This window comes from Hufsiella ginkgonis (assembly GCF_009834915.1).
GTDB lineage: Bacteria > Bacteroidota > Bacteroidia > Sphingobacteriales > Sphingobacteriaceae > Hufsiella > Hufsiella ginkgonis.
This window is the reverse complement of the sequence record NZ_WVHS01000003.1, coordinates 908,286-925,320: the sequence shown is the minus strand read 5'-3', so window position 1 is coordinate 925,320 and position 17,035 is coordinate 908,286. Positions and strand designations below refer to the sequence as shown.

17 protein-coding genes are annotated in these 17,035 nt (G+C 47.4%); 15 read left to right on the top strand and 2 right to left on the bottom strand.

Annotated elements, in window-relative coordinates; genetic code table 11:
* The first annotated feature begins 9 nt into the window (after window positions 1–9).
* The 15 genes from GS398_RS16245 to GS398_RS16175 all read left to right on the top strand — a co-directional run bounded on the left by GS398_RS16245 (window position 10) and on the right by GS398_RS16175 (window position 15,892).
* Entirely contained in the window at window positions 10–435 is a 426-nt protein-coding gene (locus tag GS398_RS16245) for an ASCH domain-containing protein (RefSeq protein ID WP_160907827.1), read from the top strand.
* Entirely contained in the window at window positions 432–2,105 is a 1,674-nt protein-coding gene (locus tag GS398_RS16240; RefSeq protein ID WP_160907826.1) for a DEAD/DEAH box helicase, read from the top strand. The genes GS398_RS16245 and GS398_RS16240 overlap by 4 nt, the downstream gene beginning before the upstream one ends.
* A gap of 1 nt (window position 2,106) precedes the next feature.
* Complete coding sequence (locus GS398_RS16235; RefSeq protein WP_160907825.1) at window positions 2,107–4,698, top strand: DNA methyltransferase; 2,592 nt, start codon at window positions 2,107–2,109, stop codon at window positions 4,696–4,698.
* The gene (locus GS398_RS16230; RefSeq protein ID WP_160907824.1) at window positions 4,695–5,012 is read left to right on the top strand and encodes a hypothetical protein; all 318 of its coding nucleotides are present in this window, start codon (window positions 4,695–4,697) and stop codon (window positions 5,010–5,012) included. Before GS398_RS16235 ends, GS398_RS16230 begins: the two co-directional genes overlap by 4 nt.
* Window positions 5,013–5,356: 344 nt before the next feature.
* The gene (locus GS398_RS16225; protein ID WP_160907823.1) at window positions 5,357–6,556 is read left to right on the top strand and encodes a phosphoadenosine phosphosulfate reductase domain-containing protein; all 1,200 of its coding nucleotides are present in this window, start codon (window positions 5,357–5,359) and stop codon (window positions 6,554–6,556) included.
* Between the two features lie 32 nt (window positions 6,557–6,588).
* Complete coding sequence (locus tag GS398_RS16220) at window positions 6,589–7,017, top strand: hypothetical protein (protein WP_160907822.1); 429 nt, start codon at window positions 6,589–6,591, stop codon at window positions 7,015–7,017.
* 25 nt (window positions 7,018–7,042) lie between these two features.
* Complete coding sequence (locus GS398_RS16215; protein WP_160907821.1) at window positions 7,043–8,278, top strand: DUF4373 domain-containing protein; 1,236 nt, start codon at window positions 7,043–7,045, stop codon at window positions 8,276–8,278.
* 4 nt (window positions 8,279–8,282) lie between these two features.
* Window positions 8,283–8,813, top strand: a complete 531-nt coding sequence (locus GS398_RS22325; RefSeq protein WP_202406091.1) for a putative endonuclease domain-containing protein — start codon at window positions 8,283–8,285, stop codon at window positions 8,811–8,813.
* 55 nt (window positions 8,814–8,868) lie between these two features.
* Complete coding sequence (locus GS398_RS16205; RefSeq protein ID WP_160907820.1) at window positions 8,869–9,261, top strand: hypothetical protein; 393 nt, start codon at window positions 8,869–8,871, stop codon at window positions 9,259–9,261.
* Complete coding sequence (locus GS398_RS16200; protein WP_160907819.1) at window positions 9,261–9,806, top strand: SPFH domain-containing protein; 546 nt, start codon at window positions 9,261–9,263, stop codon at window positions 9,804–9,806. Before GS398_RS16205 ends, GS398_RS16200 begins: the two co-directional genes overlap by 1 nt.
* A 3-nt stretch (window positions 9,807–9,809) precedes the next feature.
* Window positions 9,810–10,196, top strand: coding sequence for a hypothetical protein (locus GS398_RS16195; RefSeq protein WP_160907818.1), 387 nt, complete (start codon window positions 9,810–9,812; stop codon window positions 10,194–10,196).
* A 320-nt stretch (window positions 10,197–10,516) separates the two neighbouring features.
* On the top strand, window positions 10,517–12,052 hold the full coding sequence (locus GS398_RS16190; protein ID WP_202406090.1) for a hypothetical protein: 1,536 nt from the start codon (window positions 10,517–10,519) through the stop codon (window positions 12,050–12,052).
* Window positions 12,052–13,440 (top strand): phage portal protein, encoded by a 1,389-nt coding sequence (locus tag GS398_RS16185; protein WP_160907817.1) that lies wholly within the window; start codon window positions 12,052–12,054, stop codon window positions 13,438–13,440. The genes GS398_RS16190 and GS398_RS16185 overlap by 1 nt, the downstream gene beginning before the upstream one ends.
* Before the next feature lie 33 nt (window positions 13,441–13,473).
* On the top strand, window positions 13,474–14,094 hold the full coding sequence (locus GS398_RS16180; RefSeq protein WP_160907816.1) for a hypothetical protein: 621 nt from the start codon (window positions 13,474–13,476) through the stop codon (window positions 14,092–14,094).
* Window positions 14,095–14,173: 79 nt separating this feature from the next.
* Window positions 14,174–15,892 carry a putative phage head morphogenesis protein gene (locus GS398_RS16175; RefSeq protein ID WP_160907815.1) on the top strand — a complete coding sequence of 573 codons (1,719 nt, stop codon included), beginning with the start codon at window positions 14,174–14,176 and terminating at the stop codon, window positions 15,890–15,892.
* Here GS398_RS16175 and GS398_RS16170 read toward each other — a convergent pair.
* Entirely contained in the window at window positions 15,885–16,148 is a 264-nt protein-coding gene (locus GS398_RS16170; protein ID WP_160907814.1) for a hypothetical protein, read from the bottom strand. The two genes, GS398_RS16175 and GS398_RS16170, sit on opposite strands and share 8 nt — an antisense overlap.
* A gap of 5 nt (window positions 16,149–16,153) precedes the next feature.
* On the bottom strand, window positions 16,154–17,035 hold the full coding sequence (locus GS398_RS16165; protein WP_160907813.1) for a hypothetical protein: 882 nt from the start codon (window positions 17,033–17,035) through the stop codon (window positions 16,154–16,156).

Here is a 17,035-nt window from a genome sequence, read left to right as displayed (position 1 = left end):
AGAACCAACATGAAAACAATCACATTACGGCAGCCTTGGGCCACTCTAATGGCCAGGGGCTACAAGAAATTAGAAACCAGATCCTGGGCGACCAAGCACCGCGGCCCGCTACTTATCCATGCATCGAAGCAGATCTCGAAAGCTGATCTTGAACTCTGCAAAATATACCCTTTCAATTTGTTTGTCGGCGATCCTGGCAAGCTTCCGCTGGGCTGCATCGTCGGTGCCGTCAACGTTACTGACGTTCACAGAACAGAGGATGTTGTGGTTAGCATCAATGGGCGCGAAAGGGCATTCGGAGATTACAGCGAAGGCAGGTATGCATGGAGGTGTATCAACGCGCAGGAGTTCGCTGATCCGATATACACAAAGGGAGCTTTGAGCTTATGGGATTACTCAGGCCAGCTGCCAGATCTGAAGGGGGATAACTCATGATCAACGGAGCAATTGAACAGATCGGCAACGTTTATAAAATCACTCTTTATAAACCGATTCCCCGGCTGCTGGCCGCGGTTAAGAATTTGCCCGACCGATGGTATGCTGAAAAGGTATGGTCGGTTCCGGCTCATCACAAGGTAGAAGTTGAACGATTCGCTCGTGTCTACGGTTTTGAAATGGGGAAACGGCCAGTGGAAAACCCCAATCAGCATTTTGTAATCCCCGAAATGCCGGAACTGCGGGTAAACATTCCCCTGAAAATGGAGCTCCGCCCCTACCAGGCACGCGGCGTCGCGTATGGGATCGAAAAGAAATGCTTTATCAACGGCGACGATATGGGGCTTGGCAAAACCTTTCAGTCGATTGCGACCGCGATCGCGCTCAACGCATTTCCGCTGCTGATAATTTGCCCGTCATCTGTTAAAGAGAACTGGAAGAGGGAGCTCATCAAGTTTTCCCATCTGAAAGGGATTGTCCTCCAGGATTCAATAAAGAACAGTTTCCCTGAATACTACCGCGTCGGCGCCGCCCAGGTATTCATCGTGAATTATGAAAGCTTAAAGAAATATTTTGTTCAGGACATTAAGAAGGATAAGAACGGCCGCTTCAAGATCAGTGATATTTCATTCGTCAAAAAGTATGTCGAATTCTTCCGGGGGGTGATCTGCGACGAGATCCACAAGCTGAAGGACTCCAGAACGCAGGCCTATAAATTCACCCGGGGAATTACTAAAGGCAAGGAGTTTGTGTTCGGTCTTACTGGTACCGCAGTTGTAAATAAGCCGATCGACCTGGCCAGCCAGCTGACTGTGGTGAACCGGTTGCAGGACTTTGGAGGGGTAAACGGATTTGTCGAGCGATATTGCGCGGGCCCAAAGCAAGCATCAAACCTTAAGGAGCTGAATTACAAGCTCAACCTGATCGGATATTACCGGCGAAACAAATCCGATCCGGAGATCAAAAAGCATCTACCGGACAAGTCGCGGCAGATTATTATTTGTGATCTCTCCCGGGATGCCCGCAAAGAATACAATCACGCTTTCAATGATCTCGGAAGCTATATGAAGCAGTATAAGGAAGCGACCGATCAGCAGATCCAACGGTCCATGCGTAGCGAGGTGATGGTGAGGATCGGGATCCTTAAAAACATCTCCGCCCGCGGGAAGCTGGCTGACGCTTTTGAGTTCATCGAGGATATCATTAGCCAGGGGCAAAAGATAGTAGTCTTCGCGTACCTCAATGACGTCGTCCAGCACGTCCAGGAACGTTTTCCGAAATCAGTAAGAATCACTGGGCAGGAGAACTCCCTGCAGAAGCAGGCATCTGTCGATCGGTTCCAAAATGATCCGAACATCAATGTTATCGTCTGTAACCTTAAGGCGGCCGGCGTCGGTATCGATGGCCTGCAGAATGTGGCAACGGATGTTTGCTTCCTGGAGTTCGGCTGGCACGCTGCTGTAATGGATCAGGCTGAGGATAGGTTGTACCGTACCGGTCAGCACAAAAACGTGATGTGCACTTACTTCCTCGGCAAAGACACGATTGACGAATGGAACTATAAACTGATCGAAAGCAAACGGGAAATGGCAATGACCATCACCGGAGCCGAAGATGAGACGGATGTGTCATTCATAGACAACATGATGACTCTTTTTAACCAGAAATAGCATGGACTATCACTCGTTTTTAGAGAGCAAGGTACGCCTCGCTCAAAGTAATGGCTTCGAGATAGACGACCATGAAATAAATCCTGCATTGAAGACGCATAACCGAATCATGGTAAAATGGATGGTGGAGGGTGGACGCCGGGCATGCTTCGCTGCTTTTGGCCTCCATAAAACGGTGACCCAATTGGAAACGGTTCGCATCACTTTAACCAGGACCGGTGGTCGAGGGTTGATCATCGCCCCGCTCGGTGTCAGGCAGGAATTCCGGAAGGATGCCGTCAATCTTTTGGGCTGGGCCGAGGCGCCGCGGTTCATTCGACGGATTGAGGAAGCCGGCGAAACCGGTATTTATCTCACCAACTACGAAACTGTTCGGGACGGTAAATTGGATCCTCGCCTGTTTAACGTCGCTTCACTTGACGAGGCATCTATCCTCCGGGGCCTCGGCGGCTCAAAGACTTTTCGAGAGTTCATGCGCCTGTTCACCGGGGATGCCGGTCCCAACGGAAACCGGCGGGGAACTGAATGCGTACCATACCGGTTTGTCGCAACCGCGACTCCATCCCCGAATGACTATATCGAGCTCCTGGCCTATGCTGACTTCCTGGGTATCATGGATGTCAGCCAAGCAAAGACCAGGTTCTTCAAGCGGGATAGCACTAAAGCCGACAACCTTACTATCTATAAGCACAAAGAGGAAGAGTTCTGGTTGTGGGTAGCATCGTGGGCGTTATTCGTTTCGAACCCATCGGATCTTACCGGCAATCCTGCCGATGATGAGGGGTACATTCTGCCGCCATTAGATGTCCGGTGGCATGAGATTGCAAGCGATCACACGAAGGCAGGTGCCGAGCGTAATGGTCAGTTTAAGGCATTCGCTGAAACGGCGATCGGGTTAGAAGGATCCGCGAAGGAAAAGAGGATTAGCCTTTTACCGCGCGCACTCAAAATGAAGGCAATAGCCGATGAGCGGCCTAATGATCACGTTGTTCTTTGGCATGACCTCGAAGATGAGCGGCGAATGATCGAACGCTTGTTTCCTGAATGCCGCTCAGTTTTCGGTAAGCAAGACCTTGACCTCCGCGAAGAAATAGTAAACGATTTTTCCAACGGTCATCTTGCCCAATTGGCGGGTAAACCTTCAATGCTTGGTTCGGGCACCAATTTGCAACGCCATTGTTCCTGGGCGATTTATTCAGGCATCGGTTTCAAATTCAATGACTTCATTCAATCGCTTCACAGGCTTTTACGTTTCGGCCAGAAGGGCACAGTGCGGGTAGACATCATCTATACGGAGGCCGAAAGGCAGATCAGGAAGCAGCTGGAAAGAAAGTGGGCTCAACACAATGTAATGGTTAAAAAAATGACAGACATCATCAAAAAATATGGGTTATCGACTGCCGCCATGGCGCAGCTGCTTACCCGAAAAATGGGAGTTGAACGGATAGAGGTTAAGGGTGAAAACTATACCTGGGTGCAAAACGACAACGTTAAAGAATTGCCGCGCATAGCCAGCAACACCATCGGACTGGCGCTTTCCTCCATTCCTTTTGAAATGCAATACGAGTATTCGCCGAACTATGCTGACTACGGCCACTCCGAGAACTCGGAAGAATTTTGGCGGCAAATGGACTATTCCACACCTGAACTATTCAGAACCCTAATTCCGGGGCGCATTTGTGCCATCCATATCAAAGACCGGATCGTTCCTGGCGGCATTAATGGTTTAGGTTTCCAGACTGTAAACCCGGTTCATATCAATGTCTTCAACCATTTTACTAAGCACGGATTCGCATATATCGGCATGAAAACCATTGTTACAGATGTAGTAAGGGAGAACTCACAAACTTACCGACTCGGTTGGACCGAGCAATGTAAGGATGGGTCAAAAATGGGTGTAGGAATGCCCGAATACTTACTCCTGTTCAGAAAGCCGCCGAGCGATAACTCGAACGCATACTCCGATATACCTGTCGTGAAAGAAAAAAGGATGTACGATAAGTCCACCGGCCAATATAGCAACAACGGCTATTCACGTGCCCGTTGGCAGATGGATGCACACGGTTTCACGCGGAGCTGTGGGGATCGACTGCTTAATCCGGAAGAAGTAACCCGGCTAGAATCCGATGCTATTTTCAAGCTGTTCAAAACTCACTCATTAAATGAAGTGTGGAATTTCGAGCAGGTGGTAAAGATCGCTGAGACAGTTGAAGCCGCAGGCAAGCTGCCGCCGGGATTTATGTTGCTTCAGCCGCAAAGCTGGCACCCCGACGTATGGACGGACATTACACGAATGCTTACTCTTAACGGCTCACAATGGAGCAATGGCCGGGAGAATCACGTTTGCCCTATGCAGTTCGATATCGCCGATCGAGTAATTGAACAGATGAGTAATCCAGGTGATATCGTGCTGGATTATTTCGGTGGGCTCGGTACCGTCCCGCTGCGGGCCATTATGAAAGGTCGAAAAGGGTACGGAATAGAATTGAACCCTGTTTACTTCCTTGATGGGGCGTCATATCTGAAAGCTGCGGAATTAAAGCAAAATATACCGACGCTGTTCGATCTGGAAGAAATGGAGGCTGCTGTATGATACGTTACGACAAAAAACAAACCATCGATTGGGTGAACGGAATAATAGCTATCGACAAATTAGGCGCAATTTGGATTGAGCATTGGATGGCATCAAATGGATCGGCTGTCTATCTTATGGCGCGTACTGAGACTGGCAAGCGCACGATAGCCCGCGTTTCGAGGATGGTATTTAAATGGTTTGATACAGAACTAATCGCGTCGGAATACCTCAATGTAAAAAACTACCGGATAAAAGGACCCGCTACAGGAGACAACCCCTTACCGGAAAAAACAGGCGCCATTCTAGAGGCATTGAAAGGAGGTAAAGCATGAAGAGTTCCCATATAACATTCACGGACTTATTCTGCGGGGCCGGCGGCAGCAGCCAGGGAATACGGAATGTCGCCGAGAAGTATAACGGCGGCGCCGTGACGCCACCGGCGATGGAGTGGCTAGTTGAACGTTTAGTAGAAAGTCTCGCATAATGGAAACAGTTGAATTCAAACCAGGTGACCGGGTTACACTGAAGGATACCTATCACCAGCACCGAGGAAGATGTGGCACGTTCGTAAAGCACTGTACACCGGTCTTTCCCGAATGGTGTCGTGTAAAATTAGATCTGAGAGGTCGAGAGAGAGAACAAAAATTACTAATGATTGAAAAGAAACACATCGAACATGAAGGCGACACAAACTAATTTATTTGAAGGATCGCCGCGGCTACAAATGAACGACAGTATAGAGCTGACTATCCAATCAATTCTCGCGTATGGCCCGCGTTACAAACACTGGTGTATGGCCTGGTCCGGCGGAAAGGATAGCACAACTCTTGTTACGTTGATCGTTTGGCTAATTAAATCTGGACGTATACCGGCACCGCAGACACTTACCGTAATGTATGCCGACACTCGGCTAGAACTTACGCCTCTATTCTTCGCGGCTCAAGAAATCATGGAAGAGCTTCGTGAGTTGTTTATCGAAGTGAGGACTGTAATGGCCCCATTGGAAAAAAGGTTCATGACCTACATCCTCGGCCGTGGGGTTCCACCACCGAACAACAATACTTTCCGTTGGTGTACGCGTCAGATCAAAATCGATCCGATGAGGATGGAGTTAGAACGGCTATTTAGAGACCGTGGCGAGAAAGTGCTCATGCTCACGGGCGTTCGACAAGGAGAAAGTGCTATTCGTGACCAACGAATTATGATGAGCTGTGGTAAAGACGGAGCCGAGTGCGGCCAAGGATGGTACCAGGAAACGATGCCGGAGGCACTTTGTGACACACTGGCGCCTATCCTTCATTGGCGAGTTTGCCATGTCTGGGAATGGTTAAAACACTGGGCGCCGCTGCCAGAATACGGTGACTTTTCAACCGCTATGGTGGCAGACGCTTACGGTGGGGATGAAGCGGAAGAAATCAATGCTCGCACTGGTTGCATAGCATGTCCACTAGCATCAAAGGACACGGCATTGGATAATTTAGTAAAACGTCCAACATGGGCATACCTGTCGCCGTTGAAGCGGTTGAAACCGATATGGCGAGAAATGAGACTTCCGCAGAACAGGCTCAGGAAGACTGGAAAGGACACAACTACAGATAAAAATAAGCAGCGACTTGGCCCTCTTACAATGGAAGCAAGACGCTACGCTTACAATGCCATCATGGCCATACAGGAAGAAATTAACCGTGAAGCTATTATTCAAGGGAAGCCAACGGTTACGTTGTTAAATCAGGAAGAGCAGGACTTTATCCAGAACTGCTGGAAGCAGAATGTTTGGCCAAACAAGTGGGATGGCACTGAACCTACCGGTGACGTGCTTATGGATACAGTTTATGCAGATGGATCTATTCAACCGATCATAAATTTCGGGGATTGATTTTAGACAAAGGAGATGTAATGCCAAGCACTATGGATTTGATCCAGACTTCAATTGAGCGTAGCGACAATGTAGATACTTCCAAACAGAAAATTCCTTGGTTGGAGAATATCATCCTCATTGCCGGCGGCCGCCAGAATCTGATCGACATGATAATTTGCGAATCATTTGAATGGTTCGACTCCTTCGAGTTTAACGCTGCTCGGAAAAGACTGATGGCAAAGGGTCTTTACACGCCTGATAGAGTGGCTGATTTTGAGCCAGACATGACCGCAGCTATCCGAGACAATTTAATGAAACCCCGGGAGAAAGGTTCCAGGGTAGGTTTTGAAGAAGACCAGGTCATAATAAATAATTGGAAATACCTAAGCCCTACAGAAATAGGGCGACGCATCGGAAGAGGTCCAAGTACCGTCAAATTCAGGGCTTTTAAACTCGGTATAAAGCGGAGTAAATTTTAAAGTTAAACATTACAATCAGCGTAATATGGCCAGGAAAGCAGATGCCGGAATAAGGTACTACCCCATGGATAGTGACCACGTAAGCAATAAAAAGGTGAAGCTTTTAGTCACTGAATTCGACAGCCATGGCTACTGGATTTATCAGTGCCTGCTGTGCGAAATTGCCAGGGATAAGGGATATTTTTTCGATACAACCGACAGGGATAACATGATCTTGTTTGCCTCTGATGTCTGCAAAAAGCCGGTGTCATTGGTGGATGAAGTGATCAAAGGGTGTGTCAGGCGTAATCTTTTTGATAAGACCGTGTTTGATATGTTCGGCGTTTTGACCAACGATCGGGTACAGGAAAACTATCTCGAGGCAAAAAAAGAGCTCATAAAAAAGGGTTACATGCTGAAGCTTTTTAAGGAATATTGGGTGATCGATTTTGTAAAAAATGGTGATCGAATCGCCTACATTTCATTAAAAAATGATTCTTCCCGGGAAGAAAGCGATAATTCCCGGGAAAATACAGATAGTTCCCGGGAAGAAGTGCCACAAAGGAGAGGAGAAGAAAAGAAAGGAGAAGAAAAGAGAAGAAAAGAGAGGGAGGGAGTCACTTTCGTTCCCCCCGCCCCCGCCCACGTTTTTGAATTTTTTAAAGAGAAAATACCAGATACATCCTGGTCGTTGAAAAAATGTAAAACGGAAGCCGAAAAATTCGTGGGGAGGTATGGCAGCGTAAACTGGGTCGTTGGTAAAAGCAATACAAAAATGACGTCATGGCAAAAAGCTGCCGAAAAATGGATAACCACCGATGCAGAATTTCAAAAGCCCGGCGATCTGAAAAAAGAAAGTCCCTCACAGGGCCAGCAGCAACGATCTGATCCATCGGTCGAGCCGGACGAAGCCAAAAAATTGGAACTAGCAAAAACTTCAGTGATTGCGTCATTCGAAGAGTTTTCAAGGAAAGGCTACTACGAAGACTTCGGAAATTCTGCGTATAATGCCCTCGAAAAAACGCTGAAGGTTCCGGAATTCTTGAAATTTCTCGCCGGCAAAACTGACCACTATTTTGCGATAGGGATCAAGAAGATTAATGCCAGGACTTGCGAGCCAACTGACATGAAAACTTCCCTACTCAAGACGATCGAAGACAACAAGCTCAACAATTCCGACAGCGCAGTAAAAGCCAGGGTAGCTGGTAAAAAGGAAGCCTTGAACGACTTTTACAGCGAACTGATTGGACTTGAGGTAACGATTAAAGACCTTTTGAATTAAGTAAGTGAGACCGAAAGAAGCCGCAGCGCTCATCAAATCATGCACTGACCGGGGGTGGATTCAGAAAGGCGACGTAATTTACACGCCGGCGCAAGCTGCTGCCATGAACATCCATCAGGAGAAACCGAAGAAGAAGAAGCGCGGCCCGGCCAAAAAACATTCGGACAAACAGGATCCATTTTGCATGCTCGTGCGACAGTCAGCCGGCGTTCACCTCGTAATGGAATTTCGTTTCGATGAAAAACGGCAGTGGCGATTCGACTATGCCAACGAAGAGATTAAGTTAGCGATCGAGCAGGAAGGCGGCGTATGGTCCGGCGGCAGGCACACCCGCGGCGCTGGTTATGTCGCGGATATGGAGAAGTACAACGCAGCCGCGCTGCTGGGATGGACGGTGATCAGGCGGACGCCTCAGCAGATGATGACCGATGAAACGATGGTAATGATCAGAAACTGTCATATTGCTTCACTAGCCGAGGGTGTGGAAAACGCTCATTATGTCACAAATATTTCAGAAAACTGTGACAACGCGTGACATAAAATATCACCATTCGGTGATGGACGTTATTTTTTGTATTTTAGTCCCCCGAATGAGTCCAGCAAAGTTTACCAAGATCGGTAGGCTGCTTAGTATTGAAAATCCTGAACTGGCCACGATGCTGCAAAATCGCATTGAGCGGCTGCAACCTATCAGCGAGGATCTAACCAAGTTGCCGATGATTTACCAGTACTGCCGTGGGGATAAGATGATCTTCATGGCGGTCGCGGTGAAAGTGTACGACCCAGAGTCGCTGATATTACGAAGCCAATATATCAAGAAAGGACTGAGGTTGGAGCTCTCAAAAGTGCTATGCTCCCCGAAATCCTGTGTTTCCAGGATGTTCGGAAATGTCAAAGTTCACATGGTCGCCTACAAATCCTTTTCAGACCTGGTGAATGAAACGTATTCATCGATTTGTGATCAGATTCAAAACAAGCAATAATGGAAATTCTCAACTCAGTAGCAGCATTTTTGAACAGGTTATTTAGCTGGTGGTTTCTCGTTATGCCGTGGGAACAAGCCATTTTCATAAGGGCTGGAAAAAACACCAGATTACTTGGCGCCGGCTTCTACTTCAGGATCCCGTTTCTCGACTCCGTTTACATCCAAACAACCAGGTCACGCATGATAAATATGCCGGTCCAGGATATGTCGACCACTGATGGCAAAACAATCACGATTCAATCGGCAGTATCCTACAGCATTGGCGATGTGGAGAAGCTCTATAACACCATGTTTCATCCGGAGATCACATTGGGATCGATGGTCATGGGTTATATCAGCGAATACGTCAACACACGTGAGCTCGTCAATTGCTCACCTTCTGCCATCCAGGAATATGCCAACAAACGCATCAGCGAAATCGATTACGGGATGAACGATGTGAAGGTGAGCATTATTACGTTTGCCACCGTTAGGACTTATCGCATGATCAGCAGCGATCAAGGCAGAATGTGGGAGAACCTTGAGATGGGACCAAAAAAATAGAATATGGCACGGTCATCAGCTCTTGAGGTAGAAAAAAGGCTCCGCCAAGTCCAGGAATGGATCATGGAGGGACAAACTTGGTCGTACATCATACACCGGGCCGTCACAGATTGGGCGATTACCAGCCGGCAGGCGGCCAGGTACTACGCCGAATCCCTGAAGGTATTCGTGAAGGACAACGATATCACCCTCGAGCAAAAGAAAGCGTTCTACATATCGAGCAAACGGAAGCTCATTCGCGATATGGATCCTGATATGAAGAAAACGCCTCAAGGGGCCCGAACCATTAACAAAATCCTGGATTCCATGGCGCAGCTCGACGGCGTGATGATCCAGAAGGTAGAAGTTACCGACAACACATTTCTCGAGATACTGAAAGCTGCAAAATGAAATTTTTAAAGAACAAGCCTAAGCTGGTGCCGATAGAGGTTGAGACTCTACAGCCCTCACAGCTGCTTTATTTCTGCAAAACGCAGGTGATTGATAGGATAATCTGTCAAGGGAAGGGTATTTCCTGGAACCAGCAATTCGCCGACGATTTAGAAAAGGACGTTCGTCATTACTTCGTGCTAAAGACAAACATGCAGTATGACGTTGTCTCCGGAGTACTGTTCGAACCATGGATCGAGAAGCATAATATTCAGGATCTCAAGCAAGGAGAAAGCGCCAAGAAGGCGATCAATAATTATATCAAATCCCTGTTATAATACATGAACCGGCATCTGGTTGAAAAAGGCGTGAACAAGATCCTGGACTACCGGTCCGCTGATCCCGATAAGGGCTGGCCGTTGTTTTGCCAGGAAGTACTTCGTATCAACCTCGACCCTGAACAAGAAGAAGTTGTGAGGGCCGTTCAAATGAACCCGATGGTCTCAGTGTCCAGCGGCACCGCCCGCGGGAAGGACTATGTTGCAGCTGCATGCGCGATGTGCTTCATGTACCTCACACCACAATGGAATGAGGCAGGAGATCTTTACAGAAATACCAAGGTGGCTCTCACCGCTCCTACCGATCGCCAGGTTAAGAACGTAATGCTGCCGGAAATCTCCAGAATGTTCAACCGAGCAGGCTGCCTGCCGGGCAGATTGACTGGATATGATATCAGGACACCTTATACCGAGTGGTTTCTAACCGGGTTCAAGGCTGATGAGCATAACGACGAGGCTTGGACCGGATTTCACGCCGCGAATACGATGTTCGTGATCACGGAAGCAACGGGTATACCGGATCGTATTTTCCACGCGATCGAAGGTAACTTACAAGGCAATTCCCGGCTGCTCATTATATTTAATCCCAATATTTCGATCGGTTACGCTGCCGAATCACAAAGATCATCCCGTTTCACCAAGATACGGCTGAACAGCATGACCGCCCCGAACGTTAAGGCGAAGAAGTTACTGATCACTGGCCAGGTCGATTGGGAATGGGTCAACGATAAGGTTCATACCTGGTGTAGTCGGATCGCCGGCAACGAGTTCAACGAGGGTGAGGGAGACTTTGAATGGGAAGGAGAACTATGGCGCCCGAATGACCTTTTCCGGGTTAAAATTCTAGGCATGTTTCCTAAAGTTTCCGAGGACACTTTAATTCCTATCGAGTGGATCTTCCTTGCCAATAACCGCTGGAAAGAATGGCAGGAGAACAAGTTCAAGATTCAGGAACCGCTCAAGTTGGGCGTAGACGTTGCCGGCATGGGCCGAGACAGCACAGTTTATTGCCACCGATACGGCAATGTGGTCACAAAATTTGAACAGATGTTCAGCGGTGGTGAAGCTAACCACATGGAAATTTCTGGTCGCACTGCAAACTTGACCCGAGATCCAAAAACCAAATCATTCATCGATACAATTGGCGAAGGTGCCGGCGTCTACTCGCGGCTAAAGGAATTAGAGTTTGAAAATGCACACTCGGTGAAGGGCTCAGAAGGCGCTGATGGATTGAAGGATGTAACGAACGTTTACGAGTTTCTGAATATGAGGGCATACATGATGTGGTGCGTACGCGATTGGCTCAATCCGGCCAATAAACAAAACGCAGCACTTCCTCCCGATGACGAGCTCACCCAGGAGCTAAGTACAACCAGGTACAAATTCAGATCGAACGGAAAAATACAAATCGAGGAAAAGGACGAGATCAAGAAAAGGATCGGTCGTTCACCGGATAAATTCGACTCCCTATCGACTACTTTTTACCCGGGCAAGAAAATCACACAAGCAGGAATCTCAGCACTATCAGCATTACGGTAATGGAAAGACAGGAATTACAAAACAGCATTGCAGCCGGTATAGGTACGGCCATCCAAAAGATCATCCTACAGAAGCAAGATAACAGATGCGAAGAGGTGATTAAACAGTACGAGCCGGAACGGCATAAGGTCACCGATGAACAGGCACGCCCGAAAAAGAAGGTAAAAAAGGACGACATCACCATGCTGGAGGAAGTGAACCGGATTACCGTTGCATTGCAAAAGCTGATCGTAAACCGCGCGGCCTCTTTTCTTGTGGGAGCACCTATCGAACTGCAATGTCTGCCGGCGGATGAGGACCAGAAAACCCTCTTAGCAATGCTTGAGAAAACCTGGGAGGACAATAAACTGAACTTCAAATCAAAATTTCTGGCAAAGCATATGATGGCATATACCGAATGCGCCGAGATATGGTACGTCGACGAGGTCGATCCATTAGAATATTGGGGGATTAAAGGTGTCGAAAGGTACCGGATGCGCATATCCGTACTTAGCCCGAAAAAGGGGGATAAACTTTATCCGGTTTTCGACATGATGGGTAACCTTGTCGCTTTTGGGCGCGGATATGAGGTAAAGGTCGAAGGCAGAACCGCACAGCGTTTTGACCTATACACTGATGACAAAATCTATTACACTTCCCAGACATCAGGTGAGTGGAAGGTCGTGGAAAACGGTGAGATAGCTAACCCGATCGGAAAGATCCCGGTTATATACTACTCCCAGGAAGCCGCTGAATGGGCTGACGTGCAGCGTGCTATCGAGCGCCTCGAGACACTGCTTTCTAACTTTGCGGATACCAATGATTATTTCGGATCACCGATGATTTTCGCGAAGGGCACCATAACCGGCTTCGCTTCCAAAGGCGAGCAGGGTAAGATCATTACCGGCGAAAAAGAGGCAGATATTAAATATCTCACTTGGGAATCTGCCCCGGAATCAATTAAGCTGGAGATCGAAACGCTGTTCGACATTATTTATACAGTCACGCAAACGCCCAATATCACCTTCAAGGAAATGAAAGGGCTGGGTCAGCTGTCTGGAGTTGCCATAAAGCTATTGTTCATGGATGCTCACCTGAAGGCAGCCGACAAGCAGGACGATGTTTTTGGTGAGTGCATTCAGCGTCGCATCAATTTCTTGAAGGTCGCATTATCGAAGATAAACCCGGCCACCAAGAAAGCATTAAGTATGAGTATCATTCCAAAATTCGGCTTGTTCACCCCAAATAACGAGAAAGAAGAGATCGAGATCCTTTCTGTGGCGGCTGGCGGCAAACCAATAATGAGCCAGCGCACCGCTGTTAAACTCAACCCGTTTGTTACCGACGTAGATGAAGAAATGGACCTGATCGGCAAGGAAGGTGCCGGAAGCCTCGAAGAACAATTTTAGGTCCCGACATATAACCGATCCGTTATCAAGGTTATGACAGAACAATCAATACAACGGCTGTTAAATTCCCATTTTGGTGATTACAACTACCGATTGTTTAACTCATTTGTGTACGGCTGGGAAAGTGATTTCTTCTGCGTTTCGAAATCCGGGTATGCCATTGAAGTAGAGATCAAGGTGAGCCGTGGAGACTTTCGAAATGATTTCAAGTGCAAAACTGGTAAACACAATCTGTTCTGTAATCACTTGAAACCGGCAATCGTTGAACGCACTCATCCATGGAAGGGCTATCCCGAAGGTAGATCGCCGCGGAATGGCGAATCGTCTGTAGTATGGTTTTGCACTCCTGCAGACAAACTACCGAACAAATTCTACTACGCCGTTCCCGAAGGTATGATTTCAAAGGATGAATGTCCGCCTTACGCTGGGCTATTATACGTCCGGGGCTATGATCTGGTGATGATCAAACAGGCACCTTTTTTACATAAACAAAAGAATGACCTCACGAAGGTGCTGCTTGATAAGTTTTACTGGAAAAGCACCAACCTGAAAATCAATATTAGCGACTTTCTCTTTTCGATCGGACGAAACCTAAACGATGAAGAACTGGCCAGGCTTGATCAGTACCTAACGAAGCTGAAAGCCACAATTTAGAACCATGCCACCAGTCGACGACCAGTATGAACGCAGGCATCTGCAGAACATCAACGATCTTTCCAAAAGGATCGAGGAGATGTATAAAGAGGCTATCCGAAAAGCAGCCCAAACCGCCGCTGCATACGGCACATCCGCTGCCGGCGGCAAGCTCCCTCCTATCGTTTCAAACTTGGTGGACGAATTGCTCGGGGACCTGAACGGGAACATCTATACGGCAACCGTCAATTCGATAAATAAAAGCTGGCTTCTTAACGATGAAAAATGGCAGATGATCATCGACAAGAACTATAAAACCTTCATTGATTCCGGCAAATACGACATGGAAATCGACTCCAATGAAGCAGCTTTACGGAAATTTATCACCAGGAAGGAAGATTCCAAGACTTTATCGGATCGGGTATGGAGCAGCGTGCAGCCATACCGGCAAGAACTCGAAACAGGGTTGAAGTTGGGCGTGGCAAACGGCAAACCTGCGGCTGAAATGGCCCGAGACCTTACCAGGTATCTCAAGGATCCCGACGGGCTTTACCGACGGGTGCGCAATGAGCATAACGAGCTGCTTCCGTCGAAAGCAATGGCCAATCGCCATCCCGGTCGCGGTGTTTACAAGTCCTCGTTCAAAAATTCAATGAGGGTTACGCGCACTGAAACTAATATGGCTTACCGAATGGCCGACATGGATCGATACCAAAACCTGGACTTTGTGTTGGGATATGAGATCAGGCTGTCTAACAATCACCCGGTTTATGATATCTGTGATGAATGCGCTGGAAAATATCCGAAAAGCTTCGTGTTCAGAGGATGGCACCCACAATGTCGCTGCCATTCGGTCCCCATCCTGATGAATGAAGGTGAATTCGACGAACTTGAAAACGCAACACTGGATGGCAAGCCGGCCCCGAAATCGGATAACCTGGTCACCGATGTTCCCGATGGATTCAAGCAATGGGTAGATGAACATAAAGACCAGGTCGCCAAATACAAAAGCACCCCGTACTGGGTGAAAGACAATTTCAAAAAAGGTAAAATTAGCGATGATCTGAAATTTGCGACCCAGCCGAATAAAGAAAAGGCCATAAAGATAAACAGGCCCATAAAGTCAGCATCCGATGTTCACGCGGTGCTGAAAGATTATTCGGCCATATATCCGGAAGACTTCGCCCGCGGATTTAAGAGCTTCACCCGATCGCCAAACCAAAGCTACTTACTAGAAACAGACGGTAGCGGGCGGATCAGAGTTAATGACCGGACTTTCAAAGTAGAAGGTAATGTCATTAACCCCTATCAGGATCTCATTTCTGCATTCAACAAAATCAAAAATAAGGTTGATCTCACCTTTAACGAGGAGTACGCGATCGAAGGCCTATATCATGAGATCCTTCACAACAAAGCCAAAGGCCTAGAACACCTGCCAAGCCACGCCGCAAGCTTCAAAAGAACGGCGATGGAAATAGCAAACCAATTTGTAGCCAGGCATGATTACGCTAGATTTATTGATCGGATCGGCGGCACAGCGATTAACCAGTCGGCCATCCTGGACAAAGGGTACGGATATCGGGGATGGATCAGCCGATTCCGCGATATCATTAAGAAAACCGGAGCTGATGAAAGCGATATACTGGTAAAGCTGCGCCCTATCCTACTCGAAAAACCTTACGGAAACATTGAAAACGAGTTATTCAAGATCGTGAAAGATATGACGGGTTTGTCATTTATCGAATCAGTAAGGCTGGCGAAGGGTATCTACAACATGAATGAATCTCAGTTCATCGATGCCCTCAATGACATCAAATAGACAGATCATTCATTCGGAAGTACTTCATGGTTTCCCACTCCGGATCAATCTTGTTCCAGTATTCCCTGGCTTTGGCTTTTTCGCCTCGAGCATTGAATAGCCGACAGAGATCCAAGAGCAGGGAATTTTCTGCACCAGGCTTTGCAGCATCTCGCTCGTATTCTTCCCGGGTGACCCGCACGCCGAGATCCGGATAGTTGATGCTTATCAGCGTGAGTTCCTTTTCCGTCGGGTCGTAGTCAAAAATCGTTTCCATTGCAATTAAAAATCAAATGAAAATGCCCCATCTACTTTGCTTCCGAACCTACGTTTGAACAATTGCAAAGTACTTTCATAAGCTACATCAGAAATCAGTGGGATATCAACAACAACGACATTCTCACTAACTAAACTAACGCTCCATCGTTTTATGTTTTGTCGGCCAGCATTTTTTAGCATAAATTCATCTATTGCGATCGTGTCCATGTGGCCGACTACAGTAAATTTGCAGCTGCCCTTTACAGCGGCCGATTGTTCGACTCGCGGATAAAAATCATTAAACCGAGTTTGTGAAATTAAATCCTCAATTCTATCAAGACGCTGCATAAAGTACTCGTTTGCACTTTCCGGGTCAGTGCTTTGGATAATGTTTTTAGCTTGGATAGCGTCATATATGGGGTTTTCTACCGTTGCGTCCGGCCTCAACGCCATCTCAATAGCCTCAGCTAACGCAATTTTGCAATCCTCTACCCCATTGAAAGTATCTTCATAAAAGATTGTTCGCTGATCGACGATATCAAATGGCAACTTTGTACCCTTTTCTGCGAGGGTAACCAACGGCAGCTTGACAGCGTGTCTTACGGCCAATTCATACATCACATTAGGGTTTAGGCCAGTAAGATTTGCTATAACCAATTTGTCCTCGACGATATGTCGTATTATTTGCTTCGGGATCGAACCAGGCGTCGCGATGTAATGCGCCGGAACAGCAATAAAATTGAACTTTGCTAAAACAGGTTCGACTACCGAGGCGATGAGGCCCTTCGTTTTGTTCCAAACATCCGAGTTTACTTCCCCAATTGGCGTGATAATGAAACAATCATCCAGCTTCGGATTTTCCGTTGCGGTTTTTTCTTCAGAATGTTGATCAGCTTTCTTGGCCAT

Excerpts from the sequence above, each read along its gene's own strand:
- GS398_RS16245 (WP_160907827.1), top strand. The coding sequence starts at position 10 with ATGAAAACAATCACATTACGGCAGCCTTGGGCCACTCTAATGGCCAGG.
- GS398_RS16240 (WP_160907826.1), top strand. The coding sequence starts at position 432 with ATGATCAACGGAGCAATTGAACAGATCGGCAACGTTTATAAAATCACT.
- GS398_RS16235 (WP_160907825.1), top strand. The coding sequence starts at position 2,107 with ATGGACTATCACTCGTTTTTAGAGAGCAAGGTACGCCTCGCTCAAAGT.
- GS398_RS16230 (WP_160907824.1), top strand. The coding sequence starts at position 4,695 with ATGATACGTTACGACAAAAAACAAACCATCGATTGGGTGAACGGAATA.
- GS398_RS16225 (WP_160907823.1), top strand. The coding sequence starts at position 5,357 with ATGAAGGCGACACAAACTAATTTATTTGAAGGATCGCCGCGGCTACAA.
- GS398_RS16220 (WP_160907822.1), top strand. The coding sequence starts at position 6,589 with ATGGATTTGATCCAGACTTCAATTGAGCGTAGCGACAATGTAGATACT.
- GS398_RS16215 (WP_160907821.1), top strand. The coding sequence starts at position 7,043 with ATGGCCAGGAAAGCAGATGCCGGAATAAGGTACTACCCCATGGATAGT.
- GS398_RS16205 (WP_160907820.1), top strand. The coding sequence starts at position 8,869 with ATGAGTCCAGCAAAGTTTACCAAGATCGGTAGGCTGCTTAGTATTGAA.
- GS398_RS16200 (WP_160907819.1), top strand. The coding sequence starts at position 9,261 with ATGGAAATTCTCAACTCAGTAGCAGCATTTTTGAACAGGTTATTTAGC.
- GS398_RS16195 (WP_160907818.1), top strand. The coding sequence starts at position 9,810 with ATGGCACGGTCATCAGCTCTTGAGGTAGAAAAAAGGCTCCGCCAAGTC.
- GS398_RS16190 (WP_202406090.1), top strand. The coding sequence starts at position 10,517 with ATGAACCGGCATCTGGTTGAAAAAGGCGTGAACAAGATCCTGGACTAC.
- GS398_RS16185 (WP_160907817.1), top strand. The coding sequence starts at position 12,052 with ATGGAAAGACAGGAATTACAAAACAGCATTGCAGCCGGTATAGGTACG.
- GS398_RS16180 (WP_160907816.1), top strand. The coding sequence starts at position 13,474 with ATGACAGAACAATCAATACAACGGCTGTTAAATTCCCATTTTGGTGAT.
- GS398_RS16175 (WP_160907815.1), top strand. The coding sequence starts at position 14,174 with ATGTATAAAGAGGCTATCCGAAAAGCAGCCCAAACCGCCGCTGCATAC.
- GS398_RS16170 (WP_160907814.1), bottom strand. The coding sequence starts at position 16,148 with ATGGAAACGATTTTTGACTACGACCCGACGGAAAAGGAACTCACGCTG.
- GS398_RS16165 (WP_160907813.1), bottom strand. The coding sequence starts at position 17,035 with ATGGCCAAGAAAGCTGATCAACATTCTGAAGAAAAAACCGCAACGGAA.